General features: G+C 63.2%; 23 protein-coding genes. 12 read left to right on the forward strand and 11 right to left on the reverse strand.

Annotation, left to right across the window (positions count from 1 at the left end):
• Window positions 1-83: 83 nt before the first annotated feature.
• From XH90_RS17505 to XH90_RS17515, 3 genes are read left to right on the forward strand one after another with little or no spacing between them, the layout of a single operon-like run.
• Window positions 84-368, forward strand: coding sequence for a circadian clock KaiB family protein (locus tag XH90_RS17505; protein ID WP_194475620.1), 285 nt, complete (start codon window positions 84-86; stop codon window positions 366-368).
• Window positions 365-1,831, forward strand: a complete 1,467-nt coding sequence (gene kaiC / locus XH90_RS17510) for a circadian clock protein KaiC (protein ID WP_194475621.1) — start codon at window positions 365-367, stop codon at window positions 1,829-1,831. Before XH90_RS17505 ends, kaiC begins: the two co-directional genes overlap by 4 nt.
• Before the next feature lie 29 nt (window positions 1,832-1,860).
• Window positions 1,861-3,744: a response regulator gene (locus XH90_RS17515; RefSeq protein WP_194475622.1), complete on the forward strand. Its 1,884-nt coding sequence runs from the start codon at window positions 1,861-1,863 to the stop codon at window positions 3,742-3,744.
• Between the two features lie 57 nt (window positions 3,745-3,801).
• Here the strand turns inward: XH90_RS17515 and XH90_RS17520 are convergent, their stop codons facing one another.
• The 5 genes from XH90_RS17520 to XH90_RS17540 all read right to left on the reverse strand — a co-directional run bounded on the left by XH90_RS17520 (window position 3,802) and on the right by XH90_RS17540 (window position 8,726).
• Window positions 3,802-4,056: a hypothetical protein gene (locus XH90_RS17520; protein WP_309493975.1), complete on the reverse strand. Its 255-nt coding sequence runs from the start codon at window positions 4,054-4,056 to the stop codon at window positions 3,802-3,804.
• A gap of 552 nt (window positions 4,057-4,608) precedes the next feature.
• Window positions 4,609-5,637, reverse strand: a complete 1,029-nt coding sequence (locus XH90_RS17525; RefSeq protein WP_194475623.1) for an ABC transporter permease — start codon at window positions 5,635-5,637, stop codon at window positions 4,609-4,611.
• 12 nt (window positions 5,638-5,649) lie between these two features.
• On the reverse strand, window positions 5,650-7,152 hold the full coding sequence (locus XH90_RS17530; RefSeq protein ID WP_194475624.1) for a sugar ABC transporter ATP-binding protein: 1,503 nt from the start codon (window positions 7,150-7,152) through the stop codon (window positions 5,650-5,652).
• A gap of 7 nt (window positions 7,153-7,159) precedes the next feature.
• Entirely contained in the window at window positions 7,160-8,182 is a 1,023-nt protein-coding gene (locus XH90_RS17535; RefSeq protein ID WP_177248174.1) for a sugar ABC transporter substrate-binding protein, read from the reverse strand.
• 139 nt (window positions 8,183-8,321) lie between these two features.
• Complete coding sequence (locus tag XH90_RS17540) at window positions 8,322-8,726, reverse strand: globin (protein WP_194475625.1); 405 nt, start codon at window positions 8,724-8,726, stop codon at window positions 8,322-8,324.
• Window positions 8,727-9,207: 481 nt separating this feature from the next.
• Between XH90_RS17540 and XH90_RS17545 the strand changes: the two genes are divergently transcribed.
• From XH90_RS17545 to XH90_RS17580, 8 genes are all read left to right on the forward strand, one after another.
• Window positions 9,208-9,582 carry a DUF2946 family protein gene (locus tag XH90_RS17545; RefSeq protein WP_194475626.1) on the forward strand — a complete coding sequence of 125 codons (375 nt, stop codon included), beginning with the start codon at window positions 9,208-9,210 and terminating at the stop codon, window positions 9,580-9,582.
• Between the two features lie 39 nt (window positions 9,583-9,621).
• Window positions 9,622-12,162 (forward strand): TonB-dependent receptor, encoded by a 2,541-nt coding sequence (locus tag XH90_RS17550; RefSeq protein ID WP_246755516.1) that lies wholly within the window; start codon window positions 9,622-9,624, stop codon window positions 12,160-12,162.
• 42 nt (window positions 12,163-12,204) lie between these two features.
• Window positions 12,205-12,729: a copper chaperone PCu(A)C gene (locus XH90_RS17555; RefSeq protein ID WP_194475627.1), complete on the forward strand. Its 525-nt coding sequence runs from the start codon at window positions 12,205-12,207 to the stop codon at window positions 12,727-12,729.
• A gap of 31 nt (window positions 12,730-12,760) precedes the next feature.
• Entirely contained in the window at window positions 12,761-13,279 is a 519-nt protein-coding gene (locus XH90_RS17560) for a YcnI family protein (RefSeq protein ID WP_194475628.1), read from the forward strand.
• The gene (locus XH90_RS17565; RefSeq protein WP_194475629.1) at window positions 13,279-14,841 is read left to right on the forward strand and encodes a copper resistance CopC/CopD family protein; all 1,563 of its coding nucleotides are present in this window, start codon (window positions 13,279-13,281) and stop codon (window positions 14,839-14,841) included. The genes XH90_RS17560 and XH90_RS17565 overlap by 1 nt, the downstream gene beginning before the upstream one ends.
• 147 nt (window positions 14,842-14,988) lie before the next feature.
• Window positions 14,989-16,308: a proline--tRNA ligase gene (gene proS, locus XH90_RS17570; protein ID WP_194475630.1), complete on the forward strand. Its 1,320-nt coding sequence runs from the start codon at window positions 14,989-14,991 to the stop codon at window positions 16,306-16,308.
• A gap of 73 nt (window positions 16,309-16,381) precedes the next feature.
• Window positions 16,382-17,662, forward strand: a complete 1,281-nt coding sequence (locus XH90_RS17575) for a lipoprotein-releasing ABC transporter permease subunit (protein ID WP_194475631.1) — start codon at window positions 16,382-16,384, stop codon at window positions 17,660-17,662.
• Between the two features lie 7 nt (window positions 17,663-17,669).
• Window positions 17,670-18,374 carry an ABC transporter ATP-binding protein gene (locus XH90_RS17580; protein ID WP_194475632.1) on the forward strand — a complete coding sequence of 235 codons (705 nt, stop codon included), beginning with the start codon at window positions 17,670-17,672 and terminating at the stop codon, window positions 18,372-18,374.
• Window positions 18,375-18,504: 130 nt separating this feature from the next.
• On the opposite strand, the gene XH90_RS17585 is transcribed toward XH90_RS17580, so the two are convergent.
• A complete protein-coding gene (locus XH90_RS17585; protein WP_194475633.1) occupies window positions 18,505-19,584 on the reverse strand; it encodes a zinc-binding alcohol dehydrogenase family protein in 1,080 nt (359 codons plus the stop codon).
• 108 nt (window positions 19,585-19,692) lie between these two features.
• Between XH90_RS17585 and XH90_RS17590 the strand changes: the two genes are divergently transcribed.
• The gene (locus XH90_RS17590) at window positions 19,693-20,466 is read left to right on the forward strand and encodes a helix-turn-helix transcriptional regulator (RefSeq protein ID WP_194475634.1); all 774 of its coding nucleotides are present in this window, start codon (window positions 19,693-19,695) and stop codon (window positions 20,464-20,466) included.
• Between the two features lie 24 nt (window positions 20,467-20,490).
• Here XH90_RS17590 and XH90_RS17595 read toward each other — a convergent pair whose 3' ends face one another.
• The 5 genes from XH90_RS17595 to XH90_RS17615 all read right to left on the reverse strand — a co-directional run bounded on the left by XH90_RS17595 (window position 20,491) and on the right by XH90_RS17615 (window position 23,697).
• Window positions 20,491-20,907: a putative quinol monooxygenase gene (locus XH90_RS17595; protein ID WP_194475635.1), complete on the reverse strand. Its 417-nt coding sequence runs from the start codon at window positions 20,905-20,907 to the stop codon at window positions 20,491-20,493.
• A 38-nt stretch (window positions 20,908-20,945) separates the two neighbouring features.
• The gene (locus XH90_RS17600) at window positions 20,946-21,341 is read right to left on the reverse strand and encodes a cupin domain-containing protein (protein ID WP_210348738.1); all 396 of its coding nucleotides are present in this window, start codon (window positions 21,339-21,341) and stop codon (window positions 20,946-20,948) included.
• A 121-nt stretch (window positions 21,342-21,462) separates the two neighbouring features.
• On the reverse strand, window positions 21,463-21,693 hold the full coding sequence (locus XH90_RS17605) for a tautomerase family protein (RefSeq protein WP_194475637.1): 231 nt from the start codon (window positions 21,691-21,693) through the stop codon (window positions 21,463-21,465).
• Window positions 21,694-21,706: 13 nt separating this feature from the next.
• Window positions 21,707-22,492 carry a carboxymuconolactone decarboxylase family protein gene (locus XH90_RS17610; protein ID WP_194482720.1) on the reverse strand — a complete coding sequence of 262 codons (786 nt, stop codon included), beginning with the start codon at window positions 22,490-22,492 and terminating at the stop codon, window positions 21,707-21,709.
• On the reverse strand, window positions 22,489-23,697 hold the full coding sequence (locus XH90_RS17615; protein ID WP_194475638.1) for an arabinose transporter: 1,209 nt from the start codon (window positions 23,695-23,697) through the stop codon (window positions 22,489-22,491). Before XH90_RS17615 ends, XH90_RS17610 begins: the two co-directional genes overlap by 4 nt.
• Window positions 23,698-23,845 lie beyond the last annotated feature (148 nt).

The raw sequence follows: 23,845 nt of genomic DNA on the forward strand, positions 1-23,845 counted from the left end.
GGGAGCATCCGTAGTTCGAATGCTGCAGCGCCGCGGGGCGCATCGCCATAGGGCGGGCGGTCAAAAGATGAGGCAATGTCTCCGTGGCCGCTCGCTTGCTCCGACTCTATGTCGCCGGGAATTCGGCCAGCTCGCGCCGGGCCCAACACAATCTGGAACTCTTGCGCGTTTCACTCGGCTCCCATGGATGGGAAGTCGAGACCGTCGACGTGCTGGAGCGGCCGGAGCTCGCCGAAAGCGCTCGCATCATCGCCACGCCTACTCTGTCTTACGAAGATGCGGTTCGTACCCGCCGCATCGTCGGTGATCTCAGCGACACGGCGCGGGTTCTTGAATTTCTCGGGATCGACGAAAAGGACGAGGCATGACTGCTGAGGAAATAGAAGTCACCGGCGTCCTGGAGCGGGTCAAGACCGGAGTCGAAGCCTTCGATGACCTCGTCATGGGCGGCTTGCCGCGGGCGCGTTCGACGGTGGTCGGCGGGACGCCCGGCAGCGGAAAAACGGTGTTTGCCACCCAGTTTCTGGCTCACGGCATTACGCACTTCGACGAGAATGGCGTGTTGGTCACCTTCGAAGAGCCGCCGGCCGACATCGAGGCAAACATGAGCGGATTCGGCTGGGATCTGGCAGAATGGAGAAAGGGCGGCCGCCTCGCATTCGTCGATGCAAGCCCGCCGCCGAACGACGAGCTCGTCATCGGAGACTTCGATCTCGCAGGCCTGCTGTCGCGAATTCAGCACGCGGCCAAGAGCGTCAATGCCCAGCGCGTCGTGCTGGATTCGCTGACGCAATTGTTCGATCACTTCATCGGCGATCCCAAGATCCTGCGTCGTGAACTGTTTCACATCAGCACTGCGCTCAAGAAGTCGGGGCTTACGGTGTTGATGACGGCGGAGCGGAACAGCGAGTACGGCGAGATCACGCGGCATCGGCTCGAGGAATTCGTCGCGGACAACGTCGTGATTCTGCGAAACGTCCTCTATCGCGAAAAGCGCCGTCGTACGATCGAGGTTCTGAAGATGCGCGGCAGCCACCACGTCGAGGGCGAAGCGCCGTTTACGCTGCTCGGCGGCCGCGGCATGGTGGCCATTCCGCTGTCGTCGCTGCGTCTGGAGCAACATTCGAGCACCGTCCGGGTCACGAGCGGCAATGCCGATATCGACGAGATGTGCGGGGGAGGCTTCTTCCGCGACAGTGTCACGCTAGTCAGTGGCGCCACGGGTACGGGCAAGACGCTCCTCGTGACCAATTTCGTGTCCGGGGGCGTCGAGGCTGGCGAGAAGGTGCTGATGTTCGGCTACGAGGAAAGTCGTGGACAGCTGTTCCGCAACGCCAGCGGCTGGGGCGCCGATTTCGCCCGCATGGAAGCCGAAGGCAGACTGAAGGTTGTCAGCCTTTATCCTGAAGCGCAGGGCCTGCCCGATCATTTGCTGACCATCCAGGGCATGGTCGACGAATTCAAGCCGAACCGGATTGCGGTGGACAGCCTCTCTGCGCTGGAGCGCATCGCCCCGGAGACCGGCTTCCGCGAGTTCCTGATCAGCCTGACCTCCTTCATCAAGAAGAGGGAGATCGCGGGCCTCTGCACGGCGACGAGCAAGTCGCTGCTCGGAGGCGAGAGTGCGAGCGAGCAGCACATCTCCACGATGACCGACTCCATCATCCTGCTGCGCTACATTCAGGAGCAGGAGATCATGCACCGCGGATTGATGGTGCTGAAGATGCGCGGCAGCGAGCATGCCAAGGAGATCCGGCGATTTTCCATCGATGGTTCGGGCATGCATCTGGGCGATCCGTTCAAGGAAGCGCCGAACGTCTTCAGAGAATGATATCCGCACGAACGGCAGTTGGAATTTGCATGGCGGACAGCGAGAGCGGCTCGAAGGTCGAGCAGTCGGATTTTCAGTTCCTGATCGAAAAGAATGCCGACGGAATCATCGTCGTGGATGGAGCCGGGCTCGTGCTGTTCGCCAATCCGGCGGCAGAGCGACTGTTCGGCCAGCCATCCAACGCCTTGATCGGATCTCCGATCGGGCTGCCGATCGTGGTTGACGAGATGAGCGAGATTGCAATCCACCAACCGGGAGGCGGATTGGTGGATGCGGAGATCCGTACCGTGGAGACCAGCTGGGACGGCCGTCCGGCGCGTCTTGCGAGCGTGCGCGATGTATCCGAGCGCCGCGCCATGGAGGATCGCACGCGGCATGCGGCCAAGATGGAGGCGATTGGGCGCCTGACCGCGGGCATCGCCCACGACTTCAACAATCTGCTGGCCGTGGTTCTTGGCAATCTGGAGAGTGCAAGGCGCCGTAACGGACGGGAAGGCAGCGAACTCGGCTCGCTGCTCGACAATGCCACGCGCGGTGCCCAGCAGGCCGTGCTCCTGACCAGCAAGCTGCTCGCTTTTGCGAGGCGCAAACCCCTCGAATTTCGCCAAGTCGACCTGTCCGGCCTGCTCGCCGGCATGTCGGATTTGCTGCAGCGAACATTCGACGAGAGGATTACGGTGCGCGCGGACATTCCGAGCCAGCTGTGGGCCGTGGAGGTCGATCCGACGGAACTGGAGGCGGCGATCCTTAACCTGGCGGTCAATGCGCGGGACGCGATGCCTGATGGCGGCGAGCTCGTGATCACGACCGAGAACATCGATTTCGCCCGTGATGATACCGATGACGCCAGCGACAAGGCGGGGCCTCACGTCAGGATCTCGGTCGCCGATACCGGAGAAGGTATGACGGCGGACGTCCTGAACCGGGTCTTGGAGCCGTTCTTTACGACCAAGGGCGATGGGCGAGGGACTGGGCTCGGGTTGAGCCAGGTCTATGGCTTCGTCAAGCAGAGCGGGGGCTATCTCAGGCTTCGCAGCGAGGTCAACGTCGGGACCAGGATCGATATTTATCTACCCAAGGCGGCGCCGGGTTCGGATCAGGTGGCGCAACATGCCGAGAGTAGCTCCGAGCTCGAGGCCATTCCGCGGGCGCGCAGCGGCGAAATCATTCTCGCGGTTGAAGACGACGAGGATGTCCGCGCCATCACCGTGGGTAACCTGCGTGAGCTCGGTTACACCGTCGTCGAGGCCGCTGACGCAGATGCGGCGCTCCGGTTGCTGCAAGGAGAGACGACCTTCGACCTGTTGTTCACTGATCTCGGACTTCCCGGCCGCATCAACGGCAAGATGCTCGCGGATCGCGCACGGGGACTGCATCCGGAATTGAAGGTCCTGATCACGACGGCTTACGCCGGCGACGTTTTGATCCGGGAAGGCCGGCTCGATCCGGAGATCGAGCTGCTCAGCAAGCCATTTTCTTTCGCCGCACTCGGCAACCGGATTCGTGGATTGCTCGACAGCAGGCGTCCAGGGCCTGGCCGTGTCCTTCTGGTCGAAGACGAATTTCTCCTGAATTTGCTCGTCTCGGACATGCTGGCGGAAGCCGGGTTCTCGGTGGATGCGGCCGCGAGTTTCGGCGAAGCCGCAGCCAAGGCGCGCTCGGGAATCGACGATCTTGTGGGGGCCATCGTCGACTTGGGGTTGCCGGACAGGCCGGGAGACGAGCTGGTTACGGAACTGCGCGCGCTGTATCCGGACCTTCCGGTCGTGCTGGCAACCGGCTACGCGGACGAGGATGTCAGAAAGCGCTTTTCCGTCGCCGAAGGCGTTCAACTGCTGACGAAGCCGTTCGACCTCGACCGCTTGACGGCGGCCCTCGGACGAGCCGGCGTGACGTTGTCTCCACCAATGTGAGTTGATCAGGCTCGCGCCGGTCAGACGGGAATACGCATCGCGAGCACAACGGCAACCTCAATCCAGCCGGCGATTCCTAAAAGTATATCCGACCTGCAGAAGGTCGCCTTTGTCGTCGCGCACTTCGATGGCCATCCGGATTACGCCGCCGTTTTTTGCCATGTCTCGTGCGACATCGCGAACCACATCGGCAAAGGACTCCGCAGCTTCAGCCTGCGCAGCTGCGAGATCCCGCAATTCCATTCCCTCTTCGTCAATGGCCAGGGTGTCGCCGTCACGCACGTCGAAATAGTATCTGGTCATGCCGGTCATGTTGGTCGCCCCAGGTCATTTCGCTGCATCTGCGACAGCGAATGACGAGCACAACGGTTCCTCCGGGAATGTCCGGAAAGCGTCGGATCGAGGCGTGGTGTTCCATCGCACCGCGGGCATTGGGCCGCCGGATGCCGATGCGGCTTCGCTTCGATGGGTGTATCCATGGTGCGTCCCCTTGGTTCCAGGCGGGAGCGCGCGTCTCTCTCAGCCACCGATGCCCACTGAGCGCGTTATCGATGATCGTTCTATTGCTATCAGGGAAAGGTCGAGGAAGTCACCAAAGTCTTTGGTTCCAAGAGTAGTCCAGCCAATGGGGAAGGTGTGAGGAGCCTTGACGGACCTGGATGAGCACGCAAACCGATCGAACCTCCCGTCGCTGGCTTGATGCCGGCGCGCTGTCCAACGGAGGAGGCGATGATGACATCGTGCTCCTGTTTTGCCCGACGTGTCAAACTGAAATTCGGAAAGAGCGCAGACTGCTCGGCGCCAAATTCCCCAATGATTTGTACTGTGCATGGGGTTGTTTTGGCGCTTTTGATGTGAAGGCGTCTAGTCCGCCGCTTTTTCTCGCAGCCGCTGGGCATAGACGTTGATGATCAGCGCGACCAGGAGGATCACGCCGCGGATCAGGATCTTCAGGAAACTGTCGATGTTGACGTGGTCGAGGCCGTTGTTGAGGACACCGAGCACGAACAGGCCGACGATGGTGTTGCCGATGCCGCCGCGGCCGCCGAACAGGCTGGTGCCGCCGACGACGACGGCGGCGATGGAGTCGAGGAGGTAGGTGTCGAACTCGTTCTGCTGCGCGCTGCCGAAATGAGCGACGCCGAGCATGCCGCCGATGCCGGAGCAGACCGCGGAGATGATCATCACGCTGCCTAAGATGAGCTTGACGTTGAGGCCGGAATATTCGGCCGCCTCGCGATTTCCCCCGACCATGTAGACGTAGCGGCCGAAGCGCGTGTAGGTCAGCACGAGGTGCCCGCCGAGCAGCATGACCGCCGCGACGATGACGATCCAGGGAATACCGCCGATCGAGCCCGAGCCGAGCGTGGTGACGAGACCAGGCACCTTGTAGGCGATCTGGCCGCGCACCAGGAGCGCCGAGATGCCGGCCGCGATCTGCATCATCGCCAGCGTCATGATGAATGAGGGAATGCCGATCACCGTCAGCCCGAGCGCGTTGACGAGACCGAGAGCTGCGCAGAGCAGGATCGACAGCAGGATGGCGACGACGCCGGGCAGCGGGATGTTGGCGATGTTGACGTAGGATTCCTGCAGCGTGAAGTAGGCGACCGCGATGCCGGTGACGTTGGCGATGCTGGCGATCGACAGGTCGATCTCGGCGCAGAGGATCACGAAGGTCAGGCCGACGGCGATGATGCCCGTCACCGACACCTGTGTCAGGATGTTGCCGAGATTGTCGATCGTCGCGAAGGAGGGGCTGGCGAAGGCGAAGAAGGCGGACAGGCAGATCAGCGTCAGGAACGGCGCGATGTTGCGCATCTGCGAGCGCAGGAAGGGCGCAAGGCCCCGTGTGCGCTGCCCCGCCGCTGCTGCCGTCTCACTGCTCGCCATGGTGCTTCTCCGTCACGCCGCCTCCAGCAGGCGGTCTTTGCTGACCGGCTCGTTCTTGAACTCCCGCACCACCGCGCCGCGCTTGAGCACGAGGATGCGGTCGGCCAGCGACAGCACCGTTTCCGGCTCGGTCGACAGCACGATGATTGCGAGCCCCTTGGCGCGGAGGTCGCGGACGATGTTGATGACGTCGTTCTTGGCGCCGACATCCATGCCGCGCGTCGGCTCGCACAGCACCAGCAGCTTGGGCGGATAGGTCAACCATTTTGCCAGCGCGACCTTCTGCTGGTTGCCGCCGGAGAGCATGCCGAGGTCGAGGCCGACGACCGGCGGCCTGATCTGCAATTGCTCGACCTGGCGCCGCGCAATCTCGCGCTCCTGCGCCGGCTTGAGCAGCAGCGAGGAGATGCGGTCCAGGATGCTGATCGAGATGTTCTTGAAGACCGGCTCCTGGTGGAACAGCATGGCGCGCCGGCTCTCCGGCACCAGCGCCACGCCCGCGCGCCGCGCCGCTGCCGTGCTGGCGAAGGTCTTTGGCGTGCCCTCGACGATCAGCGTGCCGGCGTCAGGCTTGAGCTTGCCGAACAGGATGCGCGACAGCTCCTGCTGGCCGCAGCCCATGAAACCGTAGATGCCGAGCACCTCGCCGGCGCGGGCCTCGAAGGAGACGTCCTTGAGGCTGCGTGCCAGTGACAGTTGGTCGACCTTCAGCACGACCGAACTGTCGCTTGGCCGCGGCAGCATGAGATCGTCGGTGTAACTGTGCTCGAGCGCCTCGCCGCCGCGGCCGATCATGGCCTCGATCAGCGCGCCCTTGGTAGTTGCCGCGCTTGCGGTCTCCGCGACCTTCCGGCCATTGCGGAACACGGTGACTGTGTCGGACACGCGAAGAATGTCCTCGATGAAATGCGAGATGAAGACGATGGCGGTGCCTTCCTCGCGCAGCCGCCGCAGCGTCGCGAACAGCCGCTCGACCTCCGGCGGGGAGAGGGCGGAAGTCGGCTCGTCCAGGATGACGATGCGCGCGCCCGAGAACAGCACGCGGGCGATCTCGATCAGCTGCTGGAGCCCGATCGGCAGATCGCCGAGCCGTGACATCGGATCGACGTCGATGCCGAAGCGGGAAAGCTGCTCGCCGGCCTCGCGCGCCATCCGCCGCCATTGCACCAGGCCAAGGGCGTTGGTCGGCTGGTTGCCGAGGAAGACGTTCTCGGCGACCGTCAGATCGGGCGCGACGGAGAGCTCCTGATGCACCATGGCGATGCCGGCCGCGTGCGCATCGCGTGCGGAGCGAAAATGCGTCTCCTTCCCGTCGATCAGGAAACGGCCGGAGAATTCCGTGTGCACGCCGGCGATGATCTTCATCAGCGTGCTTTTTCCCGCGCCGTTCTCGCCGACGAGACCGTGGATCTCGCCGGGCAGAAGCGCGAAGTCGACACCACGAAGTGCCTCGACGCCGCCGAAGCTCTTCGTGATGCCCTGGAGTTCCAGGATGGGCTGACGACCCTCAGGCATGGAGATTTCAGATCAGGAAGTGATCTTCCATCCACTGCATGCCTGCGGCGTTGGCCTTGGTCACGACGGGGCCGTCGGTGACCACGTTCTTGGGGATGCCCTGGCCGCTCTTCTCGCCGCCGACCACGGCCGCGACACCCGCGATGATCGCGCCGCCATGGATACGGCAGGACGGGTTGCGCACCGTCGCGAACATCCGGCCCTCGCTCACCGCCTGGATCGCCGGCGGCATCGCGTCCACGCCACCGATCAGGATGTTGGTGCGGTTGTGCGCCTTCATGATGTTGGCGGCCGCGAGCGCCATGTCGTCATTGTGGAAGAACGCCGCGTCGATCTGCGGGTACTTGGTGAGGTACGTTTCCCAGAGCCGCGCGGTCTTGGAGACGTCCCAGTCGGCTGGCTGGGTGTCGAGCACCTCGATCCCGGGGAATTGCTTGACCACCGAGTTGAAGCCCTTGGCACGGCCCTGTGCGCCGGTGTGGCCGAGGGCTCCTTGCGTCATGATGATCTTGCCCTTGCCGCCCATGGCGTTGCACAGCGCCTGCGTCACCGAGGCGCCCATGAACTCGTTGTCGGGGGCAAGGAAGGAGTGGACGTTGATTTGATCAAGAGGAGCAATCAGCGTGTCCATGTCGATGACGGGCGTGCCGGCGTCGATCATCTTCTGCACGGGCTGGGTGAGGGTGCCGATGCCAAAGGCCTGGATCGCCACGAAATCCCATTTCTGCGAGGCCATGTTGTCGATCGCGGCGCGCTGCTTCACGGCGTCGAGCTGCCCGTCGAACCAGGTCACTTCCACGTTGAACAGCTTGCCCCAGAATTCCGCGGCCTGCTTGCCCTGGGCGCACCAGGTCGCCTGAAGGCCTGCGTTGGAGAACGCCGCCTTCAGCGGCTTCTCTGATCGTCCAACTTCGGCTGCCAATGCTGGGTTTATGCCCATACTGCCGAGGATGGCAGTCGCGGCGCCGGCGGTCGCTGCCGCCTGAAGAAGATCGCGCCTCGTCGTCGAGAAATCTTTCGTCCCGGACATCGCTCGCTCCCATAGATTTTATCGTCGGCGCGTCATTGATTGCGCTACCGAGACGGAAAGTGTCTCACAAGAAATGATGCCACTCAATGTGCAATCAACGATGTGATCGCAGCAAGCCGCGTTGGTGCAGCGCAAAGCGCTAGGCTATTGTGCCAGCGAAAGCCTCGATCTCCGCGAGCAGCGTGTCCCACGCTTGAGCAATGCTCGGCGACCATTCATTGCCGAGCAGCTCGCACAGTGTGTCCCTGATGACGGCGAAGAAGGCGATGAACAGCTCGCGCGGCGTGCCATAGGCGTCGTGCGAGGCGACTTCGCAGGCAATCAGGCGGAAATGCCCGCTGCGTTCGCCGGCGAAGTCGAGGATCGCCTCGATCGTCAGAGCAAGCATCGATCCCATCACGAGTTCGCTACCTTGCGACCGGAACATCGCCCGCGTTTCGGGATGCGCGTTGAACAGCCGCTGATAAACGAGGGGCGTGAGATCCGCGCAGCGCGAGGCCGCAAGCTCGAAGCTCAGCTCAATTGGATTGGGAAATGTGCTCATCGACACGTCAGTCGAGCAGACAAAAAAAGAGCGGGGCCCTAGCCCCGCTCAAAAATTGTGTCGACCCTATTATCCCCGATTCTAAGATTTGATCTTGATTGACGGGGCGACGCTGCGTTTTGCGCGCCAGGGGCTCCTCCCGAGACTTGGACCACCAGACGTCGACCTCGCGGTCAGGCCTGAGCAAGAGGGATGCTAGATCAACTTTTCTCACTTGTCATCATTTTCGGCAACGATTGTTCAAAATTCGAGCAGTTGACGAAATGATCGGGCTGTTGATCCCGTAAGTGTATGACAAATATAAGAATTATGTGGATGGGCGAGGCCTGCACGGCTGCCTCAAATGCCGGACATGGTCCTTGGGCTGGGTCTCCTCACACATTTTTCGAGAAATTTGCGCGTCCCCAACAAGGCAGGCGAAGTGATCTCGACTCGGGGGTGGTGCGGTGTTTAGTTAGCAGGCGAACGAATGGTTCGGCGGATGCGCGCTCGGCTGCAAAAATTCTTACCGGTTGTCCTGCTCGCGTTGGTGATGCAGGTGCTGGCGCCGATTGCCGCCTGCTGGGCTGCCGGGCAGGTCGTTGCCGATCCGCTATCTGCCGCTGTCATTTGCCATAACGTCAGCGACCAGGGTACGCCGAACGATCAGAACGGCGCGCCGGCGGCGCATGCTGGTGCCTGCGCGCTGTGTTGCCTGGCACAGGCCAATGCGTCCTTTGATTCGCCGTCGCATGCGACTCTGTCCATCCCCCTTCGCTATGCCGAGCGCGTGGTGTGGCACGAGGCGGATGCGTCCACTCTCGCTGCTTACAAGGGCTCGAGCGCCCAGGCGCGGGGACCTCCCCAGTTTTCCTGACGACCCTCGTAGTCGCCTCGGTTCATCCGCGGGCGATTGATGCTGTCGAATGGCCGGAAAGAAAGCCGGCGTCAGGAATGCCCCATGTTATCTCGTCATGCCCGCCGCGGCGTGAGTGTCGTTGCCGTTCAGGCAGCGCTGCTTGCCTCGCCGAGCGGCGTTTTCGCCCAGAGCAACTCAAGGGAGTTGCCCGCGGTGACTGTCGATGCACCCGCGACGGTGAAACTCAAGCCGCGCAAGCCGATGCGGACCGCCGCTACCGGAAGGAATTCGGCCAGGCCGACGGCCGAGCGACCGACCTCGGTCGCTGCGACCGATGAGCAGGGCACGGGCAGCACCCGGGCCTCGATCGATCAGCCAGCGGCGGTGGTACGCTATCAGCTGCCGCAGCGTACGTTCGGCATCACGGCAAAGCAGGCCGACGAGACCGTCAACCTCAAGGATCCCGAGGACGCGGTCAAATACATGCCGAGCCTGTTCGTGCGGAAGCGAAATGACGGCGACAACCAGGCAGTGCTCGCAACGCGAAGCTGGGGCCTGAACTCCAGCGCACGGACGCTGATCTATTACGACGATCTGCTGATCTCGGCGCTGATCGGCAACAACAACTCCGGCGCCTCGCCCAAGTGGAATCTGATCTCGCCCGAGGCGATCGGGCGGGTCGATTTCCTCAACGGTCCGTTTGCGGCCGCCTATCCCGGCAACTCTATCGGCGGCGTCCTGCTGATCACGTCCAGGATGCCGGACAAGCCCTTTGCCGTGGCCAAGGAAACCGTCTCGGTCATGCCGTGGAATCAATACGGCACCAAGGACACCTATATGACGAGCCAGACCAGCGCTGCTGCGGGCAATCGCGACGGCAAGCTGTCCTGGTTCGTCAGCGCTAACCATCTCGACAGTTATCAGCAGCCGCTGACCTACACGACCTTTGGCACCGTGTTTGGCGTCGGCCCCGCAAATACCAGCGGAGCTATCGGCGCGTGGAACAGGACAGGCGGCGTCGCGAATGTCATAGGTACGGGCGCGCTGGCGCATTCACAGCAAACGTCCGGGAATCTGAGAGTTGCCTATGATGTCTCCCCGCTGGTGCAGGCGACTTACTCACTGGGCATCTGGAACAATCACCAGACCTCCGATCCACAGACCTACCTGACGTCGACGTTGAACGGTCAGCCGACCTTTGGCGGCCAAGGTGCGTTTGCGAACAACAAGTACACTTGGGATCAGACGCATTTGAGCAACGCTGTATCGCTCAAAAGCGATACAAGAGGCGTTTTCGATTTCGATCTCTCAGCGTCGAGCTACAACTACCTGCAAGACATTCTCCTCAATCCGTTCACCGTGACCCCGACCGGGGTCGGTTATTCGCTGAACGGCAAAATTACCCGTAACGACGGTACAAACTGGCAGAATGCCGATGCCAAAGGCATCTGGAGGCCGTCCGGTATTGATGGTCTTCACGAGGTCAGCTTCGGTATCCACGGCGACCGGTATCGGCTGGAAAATCCTGTCTATTTGTCCTCGGTCTGGTACGCGACGTCGTCGACCGGCACCGGTCAGCTTTTCACAACTGGCGTAGGCGAAACCCGCACCGGTGCACTTTGGCTGCAGGACGCCTGGAAAATCGTTCCCAATCTGAAGCTGACGGTGGGCGGGCGACTCGAGACCTGGCGCTCACTGGATGGTTTCAATATCAACTCCAATCCGACCGCCACCAGCGGTATCCCGGCGGCGCCGATTCCGGTCTTCGTTGCGGTCCCAAAGAACCAGCCAGGACTCAATTCGACCAACTTCTCTCCGAAAGCCTCGCTCTCCTATGATCTCAGCAAGGAGTGGAACGTCACCGCGAGCTTTGGTGAGTCATATCGCTATCCGACCGTCACCGAATTGTATCAGAACATAACGGTTGCAGGTGTCGCGACGTTCGCCAATCCCAACCTGAAGCCCGAGCAGGACTTCACCGGTGAATTGAACGTTGAGCGGAAATGGAACGATGGCCGCGTCAGGCTGACGCTGTTCAAGGAGAGAACCAACAATGCGATCATCTCGCAAACCACGAACGTGACGAATTCGACGGGCGGTCAGACTCCCACGACGACCATCGGCAACGTCGACGCGATCCGGATGCAGGGCATCGAGCTGTCGGTCGACAAGGATAATGTATTGGTCAATGGGTTGCAGGTATTTGGCAGCGTAACCTACGTCGACTCTCGGATTCTAAGCGATCCGACGTTTGTCAGTACGATCGGTGGCACGACCGCGACGGGCAAGCGCGTGCCCAACGTTCCAGAATGGCGCTCCACGGTCGGGGTTACCTATCGGCCGAACGACAACTGGGCCTATACGGTCGCTGGACGCTACACAGGAAAGCAATATGCGACGCTCGATAACACCGACACCTTTGCACACGTCTATCAGGCCTTCGACCCGTTTTTAGTGTTCGATATGAAGATTCACTACAAGGCGACGCAGAACTTCTCGTTCGATTTCGGCATCGACAACATCTTTAATGCGCAGTACTTCCTGTTCCATCCGTTTCCGGGACGAACTTTCGTTCTCGCCGGCAAGTATTCGTTCTGAAGGGTGGGGCACTCACGACGGCGACAAGAAAGGCAAGTCAACATGCAAAAGCTTCCAACCATATTCGCGCTCGCGGCGTTCTCGGCTGTTATGATCGCAGCCCCCGTCCGAGCTGACGACGTCAAGGTCGGTGACCTTGTGATCTCGCAGGCCTGGAGCCGGGCGACGCCCGGCGGCGCCAAGGTCGCCGGCGGCTTCCTGACCATCGAGAATAAGGGGACCGTGCCCGACAGGCTCGTGGCTGTGTCGGCGGAGATCGCCGGCAAGGCCGAGGTCCACGAGATGGCGATGGACAACGGCGTGATGAAGATGCGGCCGCTGGACAAGGGCCTCGTCATTGGGCCGGGCAAGACCGTGAAGCTCGCCCCCGGCGGCAATCACCTGATGCTCCAGGATCTGAAGGGCTCGTTCAAGGAGGGCGAGAAGGTGCCTGTGACGCTCGAGTTCGAGAAGGCCGGCAAGGTCTCCATCTCACTCGACGTCCAGGGTGTCGGCGCCCAGGCGCCGGGCGGCGGTGGAGGCATGATGATGAAGAAAATGCCCGATCATTCGGGAATGAAGATGTGATGCGTGTGATCTAACTAGCGGGAGCTCGAGCATGTCGAAGACACCCCGGCTGATCCTGATGGCCGCGCTCGCCGCATCGCCTGCGGCGGCCCACGTTTATCTGGAAGGCAAGCAGGCCACCGTCGGTGCGTCCTACAAGGCCGTCTTCGCCGTGCCGCACGGCTGTGCCGGGTCGCCCACGGTCAAGATCCGCGTGCAGATCCCTGAGGGCGTCATCGCGGCAAAGCCGATGCCGAAGGCCGGCTGGAATGTCGATGTCGTCGAAGGGCAGTATGCCAAAGCCTACGACTATCACGGCAACAAGCTGACCTCGGGGGTGAAGGAAGTGGTCTGGTCCGGAGGCAAGCTGCCGGACCAGAATTACGACGAGTTCGTGGTCAGCAGCTTCCTCACCGACACGTTGAAGCCGAACACCACGCTGTATTTCCCTGTCGTGCAGGAATGCGAAAAGGGCATCAGCCGCTGGATCGAAATCCCGGCGGACGGGGCAGGGCATTCGCACGAGGAGAAGTCGCCGGCGCCTGGCGTAAAACTGCTGCCCAAGCCGTAATGCGTCTTCTCGCCGCGCTCGTGATATTGCTCCTCGTTGCCGGCTACTCGACCGGAGCGTCGGCACATGCAGCGCTGATCTCGGTTGAGCCGGCGAGCGGCAGCATCCTTCCGAGCGCGCCGAAGACGGTCGAGTTGCGCTTCAACGAGGCGGTGACCCCAGGTGCGATCCAGTTGATCGACGGCGCGGGCCGAGCGCGCGACGATGCGCGCGTCACGGCATCGGGCGAGAGCATTTCGATGGCGATGCCGCCGGGCCTTCCGCAGGGCACGGCGGTTGTGAGCTATCGGGTGATCTCGCAGGATGGTCACCCCGTAGCGGGATCGGTGATCTTTTCGGTCGGCGCGCCGACCGCCACGCAACCTCCGGCCAATGCGGACGGTAGGTTGAACGCGCTGATCTTGATGTCGCGGATCGGGCTCTATCTCGGGCTGTTTGTCGGTGTCGGGGGCGTATTCTTTGGCCGCTGGATTGCGTGGTCCATGACGGGCATGGGCGCGCCGCGCGCCGCGCTGCTTGTCGGTCTTCCGAGCGCCGTTGTCTCGCTTGGCGTGCTGGGTCTCGATCTCCTTGGTCTCCCGCCCGCAGCGATTCTGACAAAGTCTCCCTGGGCCATCGCATTCGCAACCAGTGCAGGTCCCTCGTTGCTGGTCGCCATCGCGGCGATGCTGCTCGCGCTGATGGCTCTATCGCGAGCGTGGCATGCGCGCGCTCTCGCGGCCATCGCCTTCGCCGGCGTTGGGCTATCGCTCGCGATGACTGGGCACGCCGCAACGGCATCGCCCGAGATGCTGACGCGACCGGCGGTCTTCGTCCATGGCCTCGCTGTCGCCTTCTGGATCGGTGCGCTGGCGCCGCTTGCGGCGCTGCTGTCGAAGCCGACGCCGGCGCTGCTGCCGCTCCTGAACCGCTTCTCGCGCATCGCCATGCCGGTGGTCGCCGTGCTGGCGCTGACCGGCCTTACGCTTGCGATCATGCAGCTTGAGAAACCAAGGGCTTTGGTCGAAACCAGCTATGGTCTCATTCTCTCAGTCAAGCTGGCGTTGGTGCTGTTCCTCCTAGCGCTCGCGGCTCTCAATCGTTACAGGCTGACACCGGCGCTGGCGACGGATCAAGAAGCGGCGCCCGCGCTCAAACGTTCGATCCTGCTCGAATGCGGGGCTGCGCTCGGCATCTTCGCCCTCGTCGCCGGCTGGCGCTTCACGCCGCCGCCGCGGACGATCGTCCCGGAAACGCCGCTGGCGATCCACATCCATACCGACAAGGCGATGTTCCAGGTGCTGGTGTCCCCGGGGAAGGTGGGCGTGGACGATTTCGTGCTCCAGCTCATGACCGGCGAAGCGACGCCGCTGAAGACCAAGGAGGCGACACTGACGCTGAGCCTGCCGGAGCGTGGCATCGAGCCGATGGAGCGCGCTGCCGAGCTCGGGCCTGACGGCTATTGGCATGTGCGCAAGATGGAGCTGCCCTTCGCCGGCCGTTGGCATGTGCGGATCGATGCGCTGGTGACCGATTTCGAGAAGATCACGCTCGAGGACGACCTTGAGGTCGCACCGCCTTAAGGCCGACACGGTTCAAGTCGAACCTGAAGGCAACGGGAAAATGACAGGAATTCCGCCGCCTTAGCGGCTTTTCCTCATTCCCGGTCTTGTGTTTTCGCTCCCAATCCGGTTTCACTGCAACCCCTCACTGATTCCCAGAGTATTGCCATGCGGTTGTCGCGGTTCTTTCTGCCCATTCTGAAGGAAAATCCGAAAGAGGCGGAGATCGTCTCGCATCGCCTGATGCTGCGTGCTGGCATGATCAGGCAGGAGGCTGCGGGTATCTATGCGTGGTTGCCGCTCGGCTTCCGGGTGCTGAAGAAGATCGAGCAGATCGTGCGCGAGGAGCAGGACCGCTCCGGCGCGCTGGAACTGCTGATGCCGACGCTCCAGCTCGCCGACCTCTGGCGTGAGAGCGGCCGTTACGACGCCTATGGCCCGGAGATGCTGCGCATCGCCGACCGCCACAAGCGCGAGCTGCTGTACGGACCGACCAACGAGGAGATGATCACCGAGATCTTCCGCGCCTACGTGAAGTCCTACAAGAACCTGCCGCTGAATCTCTATCATATTCAATGGAAATTCCGCGACGAGCAGCGTCCGCGTTTCGGCGTGATGCGCGGCCGCGAGTTCCTGATGAAGGACGCTTACTCCTTCGACCTCAACGAGGCCGCCGCGCGCGTCGCCTACAACAAGATGTTCGTCGCCTATCTGCGCACCTTCGCGCGGATGGGGCTGAAGGCGATTCCGATGCGGGCCGAGACCGGCCCGATCGGCGGCGATCTCAGCCACGAATTCATCGTGCTCGCCGAAACCGGCGAATCCGGCGTGTTCATCAATCGCGACGTGCTGGACCTGCCGGTGCCGGGCGAGGACGTCGACTATGACGGTGATCTGACCCCGATCATCAAGCAGTGGACCTCGGTCTATGCTGCGACGGAAGACGTTCATGACGCAGCGCGCTTCGAGCAGGAAGTGCCTGAGGACAAGCGCGTGAACACGCGCGGCATCGAGGTCGGCCAGATCTTCTATTTCGGCACGAAGTATTCCGAGCCGATGAAGGCGATGGTGGCGGGCCCCGACGGCGTCGACGTGCCGATCCATGGCGGCTCCTATGGCGTCGGCGTCTCGCGCCTGCTCGGCGCCATCATCGAGGCCTGCCATGACGATGCCGGCATCAAATGGCCGGAGGCGGTGGCGCCGTTCCGGGTCGCGATTCTCAACCTCAAGCAGGGCGATGCGGCGGTCGATGGGGCCTGCGAGAAGCTCTATGCCGAACTGACCGCCAAGGGCGCCGATGTGCTCTACGACGACACCGACCAGCGCGCCGGCGCCAAATTCGCCGCCGCCGACCTGATCGGCATCCCCTGGCAGATCATGATCGGGCCGAAGGGGCTGGCCGACGGCAAGGTCGAGATCAAGAAACGCAGTGACGGCTCCCGCGAGACAATGTCGCCTGCGGACGCGGTCGCGCGGCTGGTCGGCTGAATATTGTTCATCGCCCGATATCCCGGCCGCCAATCCGGCCACAATTGACCCCGAATCATGGGATTATCGAGCGATGGATGAAACCATGACCGAAACCGTTCAAACTGCGCCCTTTGCACCCTTCGAGTGGATGCTGTCGGCCCGCTACCTGCGGGCACGGCGCAAGGAGGGATTCATCTCGGTCATCGCCGGGTTCTCCTTCCTCGGCATCATGCTCGGCGTCGCCACGCTGATCATCGTGATGGCCGTGATGAACGGCTTCCGGAAAGAGCTGCTCGACAAGATCCTCGGGCTGAATGGCCACATCCTTGTCCAGCCGCTGGAATCGCCGCTGACCGACTGGAAGGACGTCGCCGAGCGCATCAGCCAGGTCCAGGGCGTCCGGCTGGCTGCCCCGGTGGTCGACGGCCAGGCGCTGGCGTCCTCGCCCTGGAACGCCTCGGGCGTGCTGGTGCGCGGCATCCGCTCCGACGATCTCAACAACCTCACGTCCATCGCCAAGAACATCAAGCAGGGCTCGCTCGAGGGCTTTGACGACGGGCAGGGCGTTGCGATCGGCCGGCGGCTTGCCGACCAGCTGTCCCTGCATGCCGGCGACAGCATCACGCTGGTGGCGCCGAAGGGCGCGGTGACGCCGATGGGCACGACGCCGCGCATCAAGCCCTACAAGATCGTGGCCGTGTTCGAGATCGGCATGTCCGAATACGATCTCGGCTTCGTCTTCATGCCGCTTGCCGAGGCGCAGGCCTATTTCAACCGTAGCAGCGACGTCACCTCGATCGAGGTGTTCACCACCAACCCCGACAAGATCGATTCCTTCCGCAAATCGGTGACGGAGGCGGCGGGCCGGCCGGTGTTCCTGGTCGACTGGCGCCAGCGCAACTCGACCTTCTTCAACGCGCTCCAGGTCGAGCGCAACGTGATGTTCCTGATCCTGACCATGATCGTGCTGGTGGCAGCCCTCAACATCGTCTCCGGCCTGATCATGCTGGTGAAGGACAAGGGCAGCGACATCGCGATCCTGAGGACGATGGGCGCTTCGCAGGGCTCGATCATGCGGATATTCCTGATCACGGGCGCCTCGATCGGCGTGGTCGGCACGCTGGTCGGCTTCTTCGTCGGCCTCGTGATCTGCCTCAACATCGAATCCATCCGGCAATTCCTGTCCTGGCTGACCTCGACCGAATTGTTCTCGCCGGAGCTCTACTTCCTGTCGAAACTGCCCGCCGAGATCGACGTCGGCGAGACCACGGCCGTCGTCGTCATGGCGCTGACGCTGTCGTTCCTGGCGACGCTCTACCCGTCGTGGCGCGCCGCGCGCCTCGACCCCGTCGAAGCGCTGCGGTACGAGTGAGGGGCTGATGGAGCAGCAGCAGGGGGCTGAGGATGTACCGGTCATTTATCTCCATGAGATAAAACGGCAGTACCTCCAGGGTGAAGCGGCGCTGACGATCCTCGACAACGCCAAGCTGGCGCTGTGGGCCGGCCAATCCGTGGCGCTGGTCGCGCCGTCGGGCTCGGGCAAGTCGACGCTGCTGCACATTGCGGGCCTGCTCGAGGCGCCCGATTCCGGCGAGGTCTATGTCAACGGCGCGCCGACCTCGCAGCTGCCCGACATCGAGCGCACCCAACTCCGCCGCAGCGACATCGGCTTCGTCTACCAGTCGCACCGGCTGCTGCCGGAGTTCTCGGCGCTCGAGAACGTGATGCTGCCGCAGATGATCCGCGGCCTGAAGAAGTCCGAGAGCGTCAAGCGCGCCAAGGAGATTCTCGGCTATCTCGGCCTCGGCGACCGCATCACGCATCGGCCTGCCGAGTTGTCGGGCGGCGAGCAGCAGCGCGTCGCGATCGCGCGAGCGGTCGCCAATGCGCCTCGCGTGCTGCTGGCGGACGAGCCGACCGGCAATCTCGATCCGCACACCGCCGACCACGTGTTCCAGGCGCTGATGCAACTGGTCAAGGCGACCAGGGTCTCGATGCTGATCGCGACCCACAACATGGAGCTCGCCGGCCGCATGGACCGGCGCGTGTCGCTGGCGAACGGCCAGGTCATCGAGCTCGAATGACCAACCCGCGAAAACAACCCCATGCACAGTAGACGGCGGTTGCCGGCTACGATCGGGGTGACGTCTTCCAGCTATTTGACGGATCGGGCATATCCGCTGCGACGGCGCATCGCCGCAGCGGGCGGGGCAACTATGGCCGGATCACCGTCAGCTTGAACGGCCCGCCATTGGCGGCGGCGTGCGCCACGGCCTCGTTGACGTGATCGAGGTCGAAGTCGGTCGTCTGGTATTCGTCGAGCCGCAACAATCCGGCGCGAACGAGGCCGATCAGGCGGCTCGCCGCATCCGGCGGATACATCCAGACGCCGTGGATGGAGATGCAGTTGCGCATCAGCCAGGGGTAGGGCAGCTCGAGGCCCGGTCCTCCCGCCATGCCGACGCCGCCCATCAGCACGACGCGGCCGTAAGCGCGCACCGTCATGACCGCCGCGCGCACCACGCGCGTGCTCACCGATGGCGGCATGATGTCGAGCACGCAGTCGATCGGGCCTCCCGCGGCGCGCTTCATCGCCTCGCGGTCGTCGTCCTCGTTGCCTGTCAGCCTGACCGGCTTCACCCGCGCGCCGAAGCGGCGGACGAGGTCGGCCATGACAGCCTCGTTGCGGCCGGGCGTCACCACGCAGGCCGCGCCCATCGCGAGCGCGACGGAGACGGCGGCGCTGCCGAAATTGCCGGTGGCGCCGCTCACCAGCACGGTCTCGCCCGGCTGAAGCTTTGCGGCGAGAAAGCCGCCATAAGGCACCAGCGCCGTGCCGAGCGCGCACCATTGCGAGGCTTCCTCCGGCGTGATCTCGCCGAGCTTCTTCACGTTCTCGGTCGGCACCCGCATCTGCTCGGCATAGGAGCCGTGGCGGAAATGCCGTTGCAGCTTCATGCCGCCGGGGCCTGCGGCCGTGAGCCCCTGCAGGGCGATGTCGGGCGCCACGACGTCGTCGCGCGAACGCACCGTCGGGTCGCAGAACACCCAGTCGCCGACGCTGAGCTTGGTGGCGTCAGGGCCGACCTCGCGCACCCGGCCGATGCCGCCGGGGCCCGGAATGATCGGCAGGTCGAGCGCGTAGTTGCGCTCGCCGCTGAAGACTTCGTTCATGTAGGAGAGGACGCGCGTGGCCACGACATCGACGATGACCTCGCCGGTGCCGAGCACCGGGTCCGGAGCGGTTTCGACCACGAGCGGCGATCCCAGCGTTTTGAGTACGGCAGCTTTCATGATGTTCACCTCAGAGACTGACGACACCCATATGCGGCGGCCTTGAACGCGCAGGAAGGCCTGGTATTATCCTAGTACTCCCAAGGCCCTCCATCGCGGAACCACACCATGGCCGATCCACGCCGCGTCGAATTCGGCGACTTCCTGCGCTCCCGGCGCGAAAAGCTGTCGCCGAAATCCGTCGGCCTTCCCGCAGGCCAGCGGCGGCGCACCGCGGGGCTCCGCCGCGAGGAGGTGGCGCAGCTCGCCGGCATCGGCGTCGACTGGTACATCCGCCTCGAGCAGGGCCGCACCGTCAGCCCGTCGGTCACGACAGTCGATGCGCTCGCGCGAGCGCTGCGTCTCAGCAAGACCGAGCACGCACACCTCAAGGATCTCGCGCGCGACGGCGACAGGCGTCCCTTTACCCGAGAGGTGGTGCCGCCGCCCATTTTGCGCCTGGTCGAGAGCCTGCCGCATCCGGCCTACATCACCGGGCGGCGCTGGGACGTGCTGGCCTGGAACGAGGCGGCCGAGGAGGTCTTCGCATTTGGCCGCTTGCCGGAGGAGGATCGCAACACGCTGCTCCTGATGATGACCAACAAGAAGACCAGGAAATCCTACGGCGCGGGCTGGGCTGACGTCGCCAAGCGTATGGTCGCGATGTTTCGCGCCACCCACGACGTCTGGGCCGGCGATCCCGCTTTTGCGGAATTGCTGATGCGCCTGCGCGAAGGCAGTCCCGAGTTCGTCAAATGGTGGGGCGCGCACGAGGTGCACGGCACCCTGTCGGGCCGCAAGACCATGACGCATCCGACCAAGGGCGTGCTGCATTTCGAGCACACGAGCTTTCAGGCCAATGACGATCCGGCGCTGAAGCTCGTGATCTACACGCCGGTCTGAGGAGGGCACTCGGCAGTCCAGTGCTCACGTTCGTTTCGCGCCCAGCAAGATGGGAACGGTATCGCGGAGCTTGAGCGACTTCACCATGTCCTGAGTGATCGCCTTGTACGTCTTGAAGTGAGCCGTCTCGATGTGAGCTTTGTAAGCATCGACGTCGGCATAGATCTCGAACACGAAGACGTGCGCCGGATTTTGTTGGTCCGCCACTGCATATAACGCGAGCACTCCTGGTTCGAGCCGGACGGCAGCCTCGATCTGCTGCTTCACTGCCGCCGTGTAGGGCTCGACCTGCAACGGATCGATCTCGATCTCGGCCACTCGCACATAGGGCTGATGCATATCTTGAAGCTTCTCTTGCGCCATCTCTTGGGCTCCTGCGGAACCGGCCACGGCAAGCGTCAGTATCGACGCTCCAAGAACGAGAAATCGTCTGGCGTTCATCACGCCCTTCGGCCTGCGCTTGTGGCCAGCTCTCTTGATCACTTCCGATATTGCTCGTCGCTGACCTTCTCCATCCAGTCGACATTCTTGCCGCCGAGGGATTCCTGGATGGCGATGTGTGTCATGGCCGTCGTCGGCGAGGCGCCGTGCCAGTGCTTCAATCCCGGCGGAAACGATACGACGTCGCCGGGGCGGATTTCCTCGACCGACCCGCCCTCGCGCTGCACCCAGCCGAGCCCCGCCGTGACGATCAGCGTCTGTCCAAGCGGGTGCGTGTGCCAGGCGGTACGGGCGCCGGGTTCGAACGTGACCTGGCCTGCGCCGACGCGGGCAGGGTCGGGAGCCTGGAAGAGCGGGTCCACGCGCACCGAACCCGTGAACCAGTCCTGCGAGCCTTTCTGGGACGGACGAGATCCGTTTCGCTTGATGTCTATATCCATGGGCAACTCCTTCCGTGGTTCAGATGCGAGCGCCCGCGTCCGTCCGACTTCGATCGTCGCGGCGGCGCCGCCGCAGATGAGCACGCCTCTGCGAGTGATCATCGCAGTCCTCGGCTCATCGAGGGTCGTATCCCGGTTTCTTGTAGATGGTCTCCGGCTTGCCGATGATATCCGGTTTGTAGACCTGCTCGGTCCAGTCCCAAGGCTCGACGTCTTCAATTCCCACGGAAACGGACTCTTCTCCGTAGTTGAGAGCGCCCATTGCCGCGTCAGTGACGGCTTGCGCAAGTGCATGCTTCTGCCGCTCGGATTTGCCCGGGTAGAGCTTGACGATGATGTGGGGCATCGCTTTTCCTCCTTCAGCGCGGCCGCTTTTCGATCACGTCCTTGACGACGGGCGCCGCGGAGAACGCGTTGGGCCAGCCTGCGTAGAAGGCGAGATGACCGAGCACTTCGCCGGCTTCCTGCTGCGTCAACCCGTTATCCATCGCCCGGTTCAAATGGTAGGTAATCTGGGCGACTTGCCCCGTCGAGATGAGAGCGCTAACGGTGACCAGGCTCCGGTCCCGGGGCGTCAGACCCGGTCTCAGCCAGAGATCCCGGAAGAGCGCGTCGGTCGTGTATTGGACGAGGCTCGGTGTGATCTGGCCGAATTGTTCGCCGACCCGCGTCGCCCGCTGCTTTTCTACCGCCTCGTCGAGAGGGAGGTGTGGTCCCGATGCCGGTGAAAGCTGATCGTCCCCGATATTGCGGCTCTGGAAAACGTCCCTCGCTGCGGGAATCGCATTCATCGCGTTGGCCCATCCGGTATAGAACGCCAGATGCGTGATGATCTCGGAGATTTCCGCAGGCTTCACGCCGTTATCGAGCGCAAGTGCGAGATAACGCGGCAGTTCGACGGTCTGGTTGCGCGCGATGAGGGCCGCGATCGTGACAACGCCGCGATCACGAGGGGAAAGGCCGGCGCGCTTCCAGAGGTCACCCACCAGAAATTTCTGCTCGTACATCTCCAGCGCGGGTGCGACGGCGCGGACGTGTTCAAATCTCGACATGGGATCAGCTCCTTTGACGGCGACCTGTTCGGCGGCAGTCGCGCCGCCAACGAACAGACCGAGAGAAAACAGAGTGGCTGCAATCATTCTCATTGCGCGCTTCCTTCGGCTGTGAACGGGCGCGCCATCAGCCACCACGCAACCAGCGCGGCGCAAAGCACGGTGAGAGCGCTGGCGAGAAACAGGACGTTCAGTCTCGCTCCGGTCGCGATCAAGCCGAGCGCAGGGCTGGCGAGCCCCTGAGCCAGGTCGAGAAAGGCGGTGTAGGCGCCCATCGCAATACCGCGGCTCTGTGCGGGCACTCGGCCAACTGCCTCGACGCCAAAGCCCGGGTATACTAGCGAGAAACCGAACCCGGTCAGCGCGGCTCCTGCCAGCGCCATCTCGGGTCGGACCGCGAGCCAGATCAGCGCCTGGCCGATGGCCTCAATCACCGCGCAGACCAGCGCGACCTTCGCGCCGCCAATCGCATCTGCCAAATGGCTGAAGCAGATCCGGGCAATAATGAAGGCCACCGCATAGGCCGTATAGGCGAGCCATCCGTTGTCCCAGCCCCGCTTGGCGAACAGCAATGCGACGAACGTCGTCACTGCACCGAAGCCAACGCTTCCGAGGGCCGAGCCAAGGCCCGGCACCCAGACGGCACCGACCACTGCGGTGAATGAAGGACGCGCGTGCTGCACGGGCGCGACCATGGGAACAGGCGCAACGAGCAGCAGAGTCATCAACGGGGCCGCGGCCGTGACGATCGCGATCGCCGTGAAGCCGTAGGCGGCGTAGAGGGAGGCGCCGGCCGGCGCGCCGATCGCGAAGGCCGCGAACATCGCCGAACCAACCCAGGCAATGACCTTGCCCGTGCTCCCGGCATTGGCGAGTGCCAGTCCCCAACTGACCGCGGCTGTGATGATGAAGCTTTCCGCGGCGCCGAGCAGACCTCGTCCCAGCAGGAGAATTGCGACCGAAGCCAGCGGCACGGCGCTGAAACACAGCGAGAGCAGATAGAGCAGCCCGGACGCTGCGGCCGCGACGAGACCGATGATCACGCCGCGCTTGGCGCCGCGACTGTCGGAAAAGTGGCCCGCCCACGGGCGCGAGATCAGCGAGGCCGCGAACTGACTGCCGGCGACAAGGCCGACTACGAACGTACCCAGCCCCAGACCGTCGTGCACGTAGAGCGGAAGCACGGGCATCGCGACACCGATCACGAGGAAGGCGACGAACACCACCGCCATGATCGGCAGCAAGGCCGCCGCGGCGCGGGGGCTCGCAGCCGGCTCCTGGAGAGCGGTTACTGACATGTCGACATCGAGGGTTCCCGCTGGGTTGCGCGGTAAATGATCACGTTTTGCTGCCGGAGACGGCGTTGCCGTCCGATGGCTGATCCGAACCTAGGCCTTCCGTCGCACCGCGATTAGATGATAAATTCCGAATGCAGTTATTAAAGTG

Source organism: Bradyrhizobium sp. CCBAU 53338 (assembly GCF_015291665.1).
Taxonomy (GTDB): Bacteria; Pseudomonadota; Alphaproteobacteria; order Rhizobiales; family Xanthobacteraceae; genus Bradyrhizobium.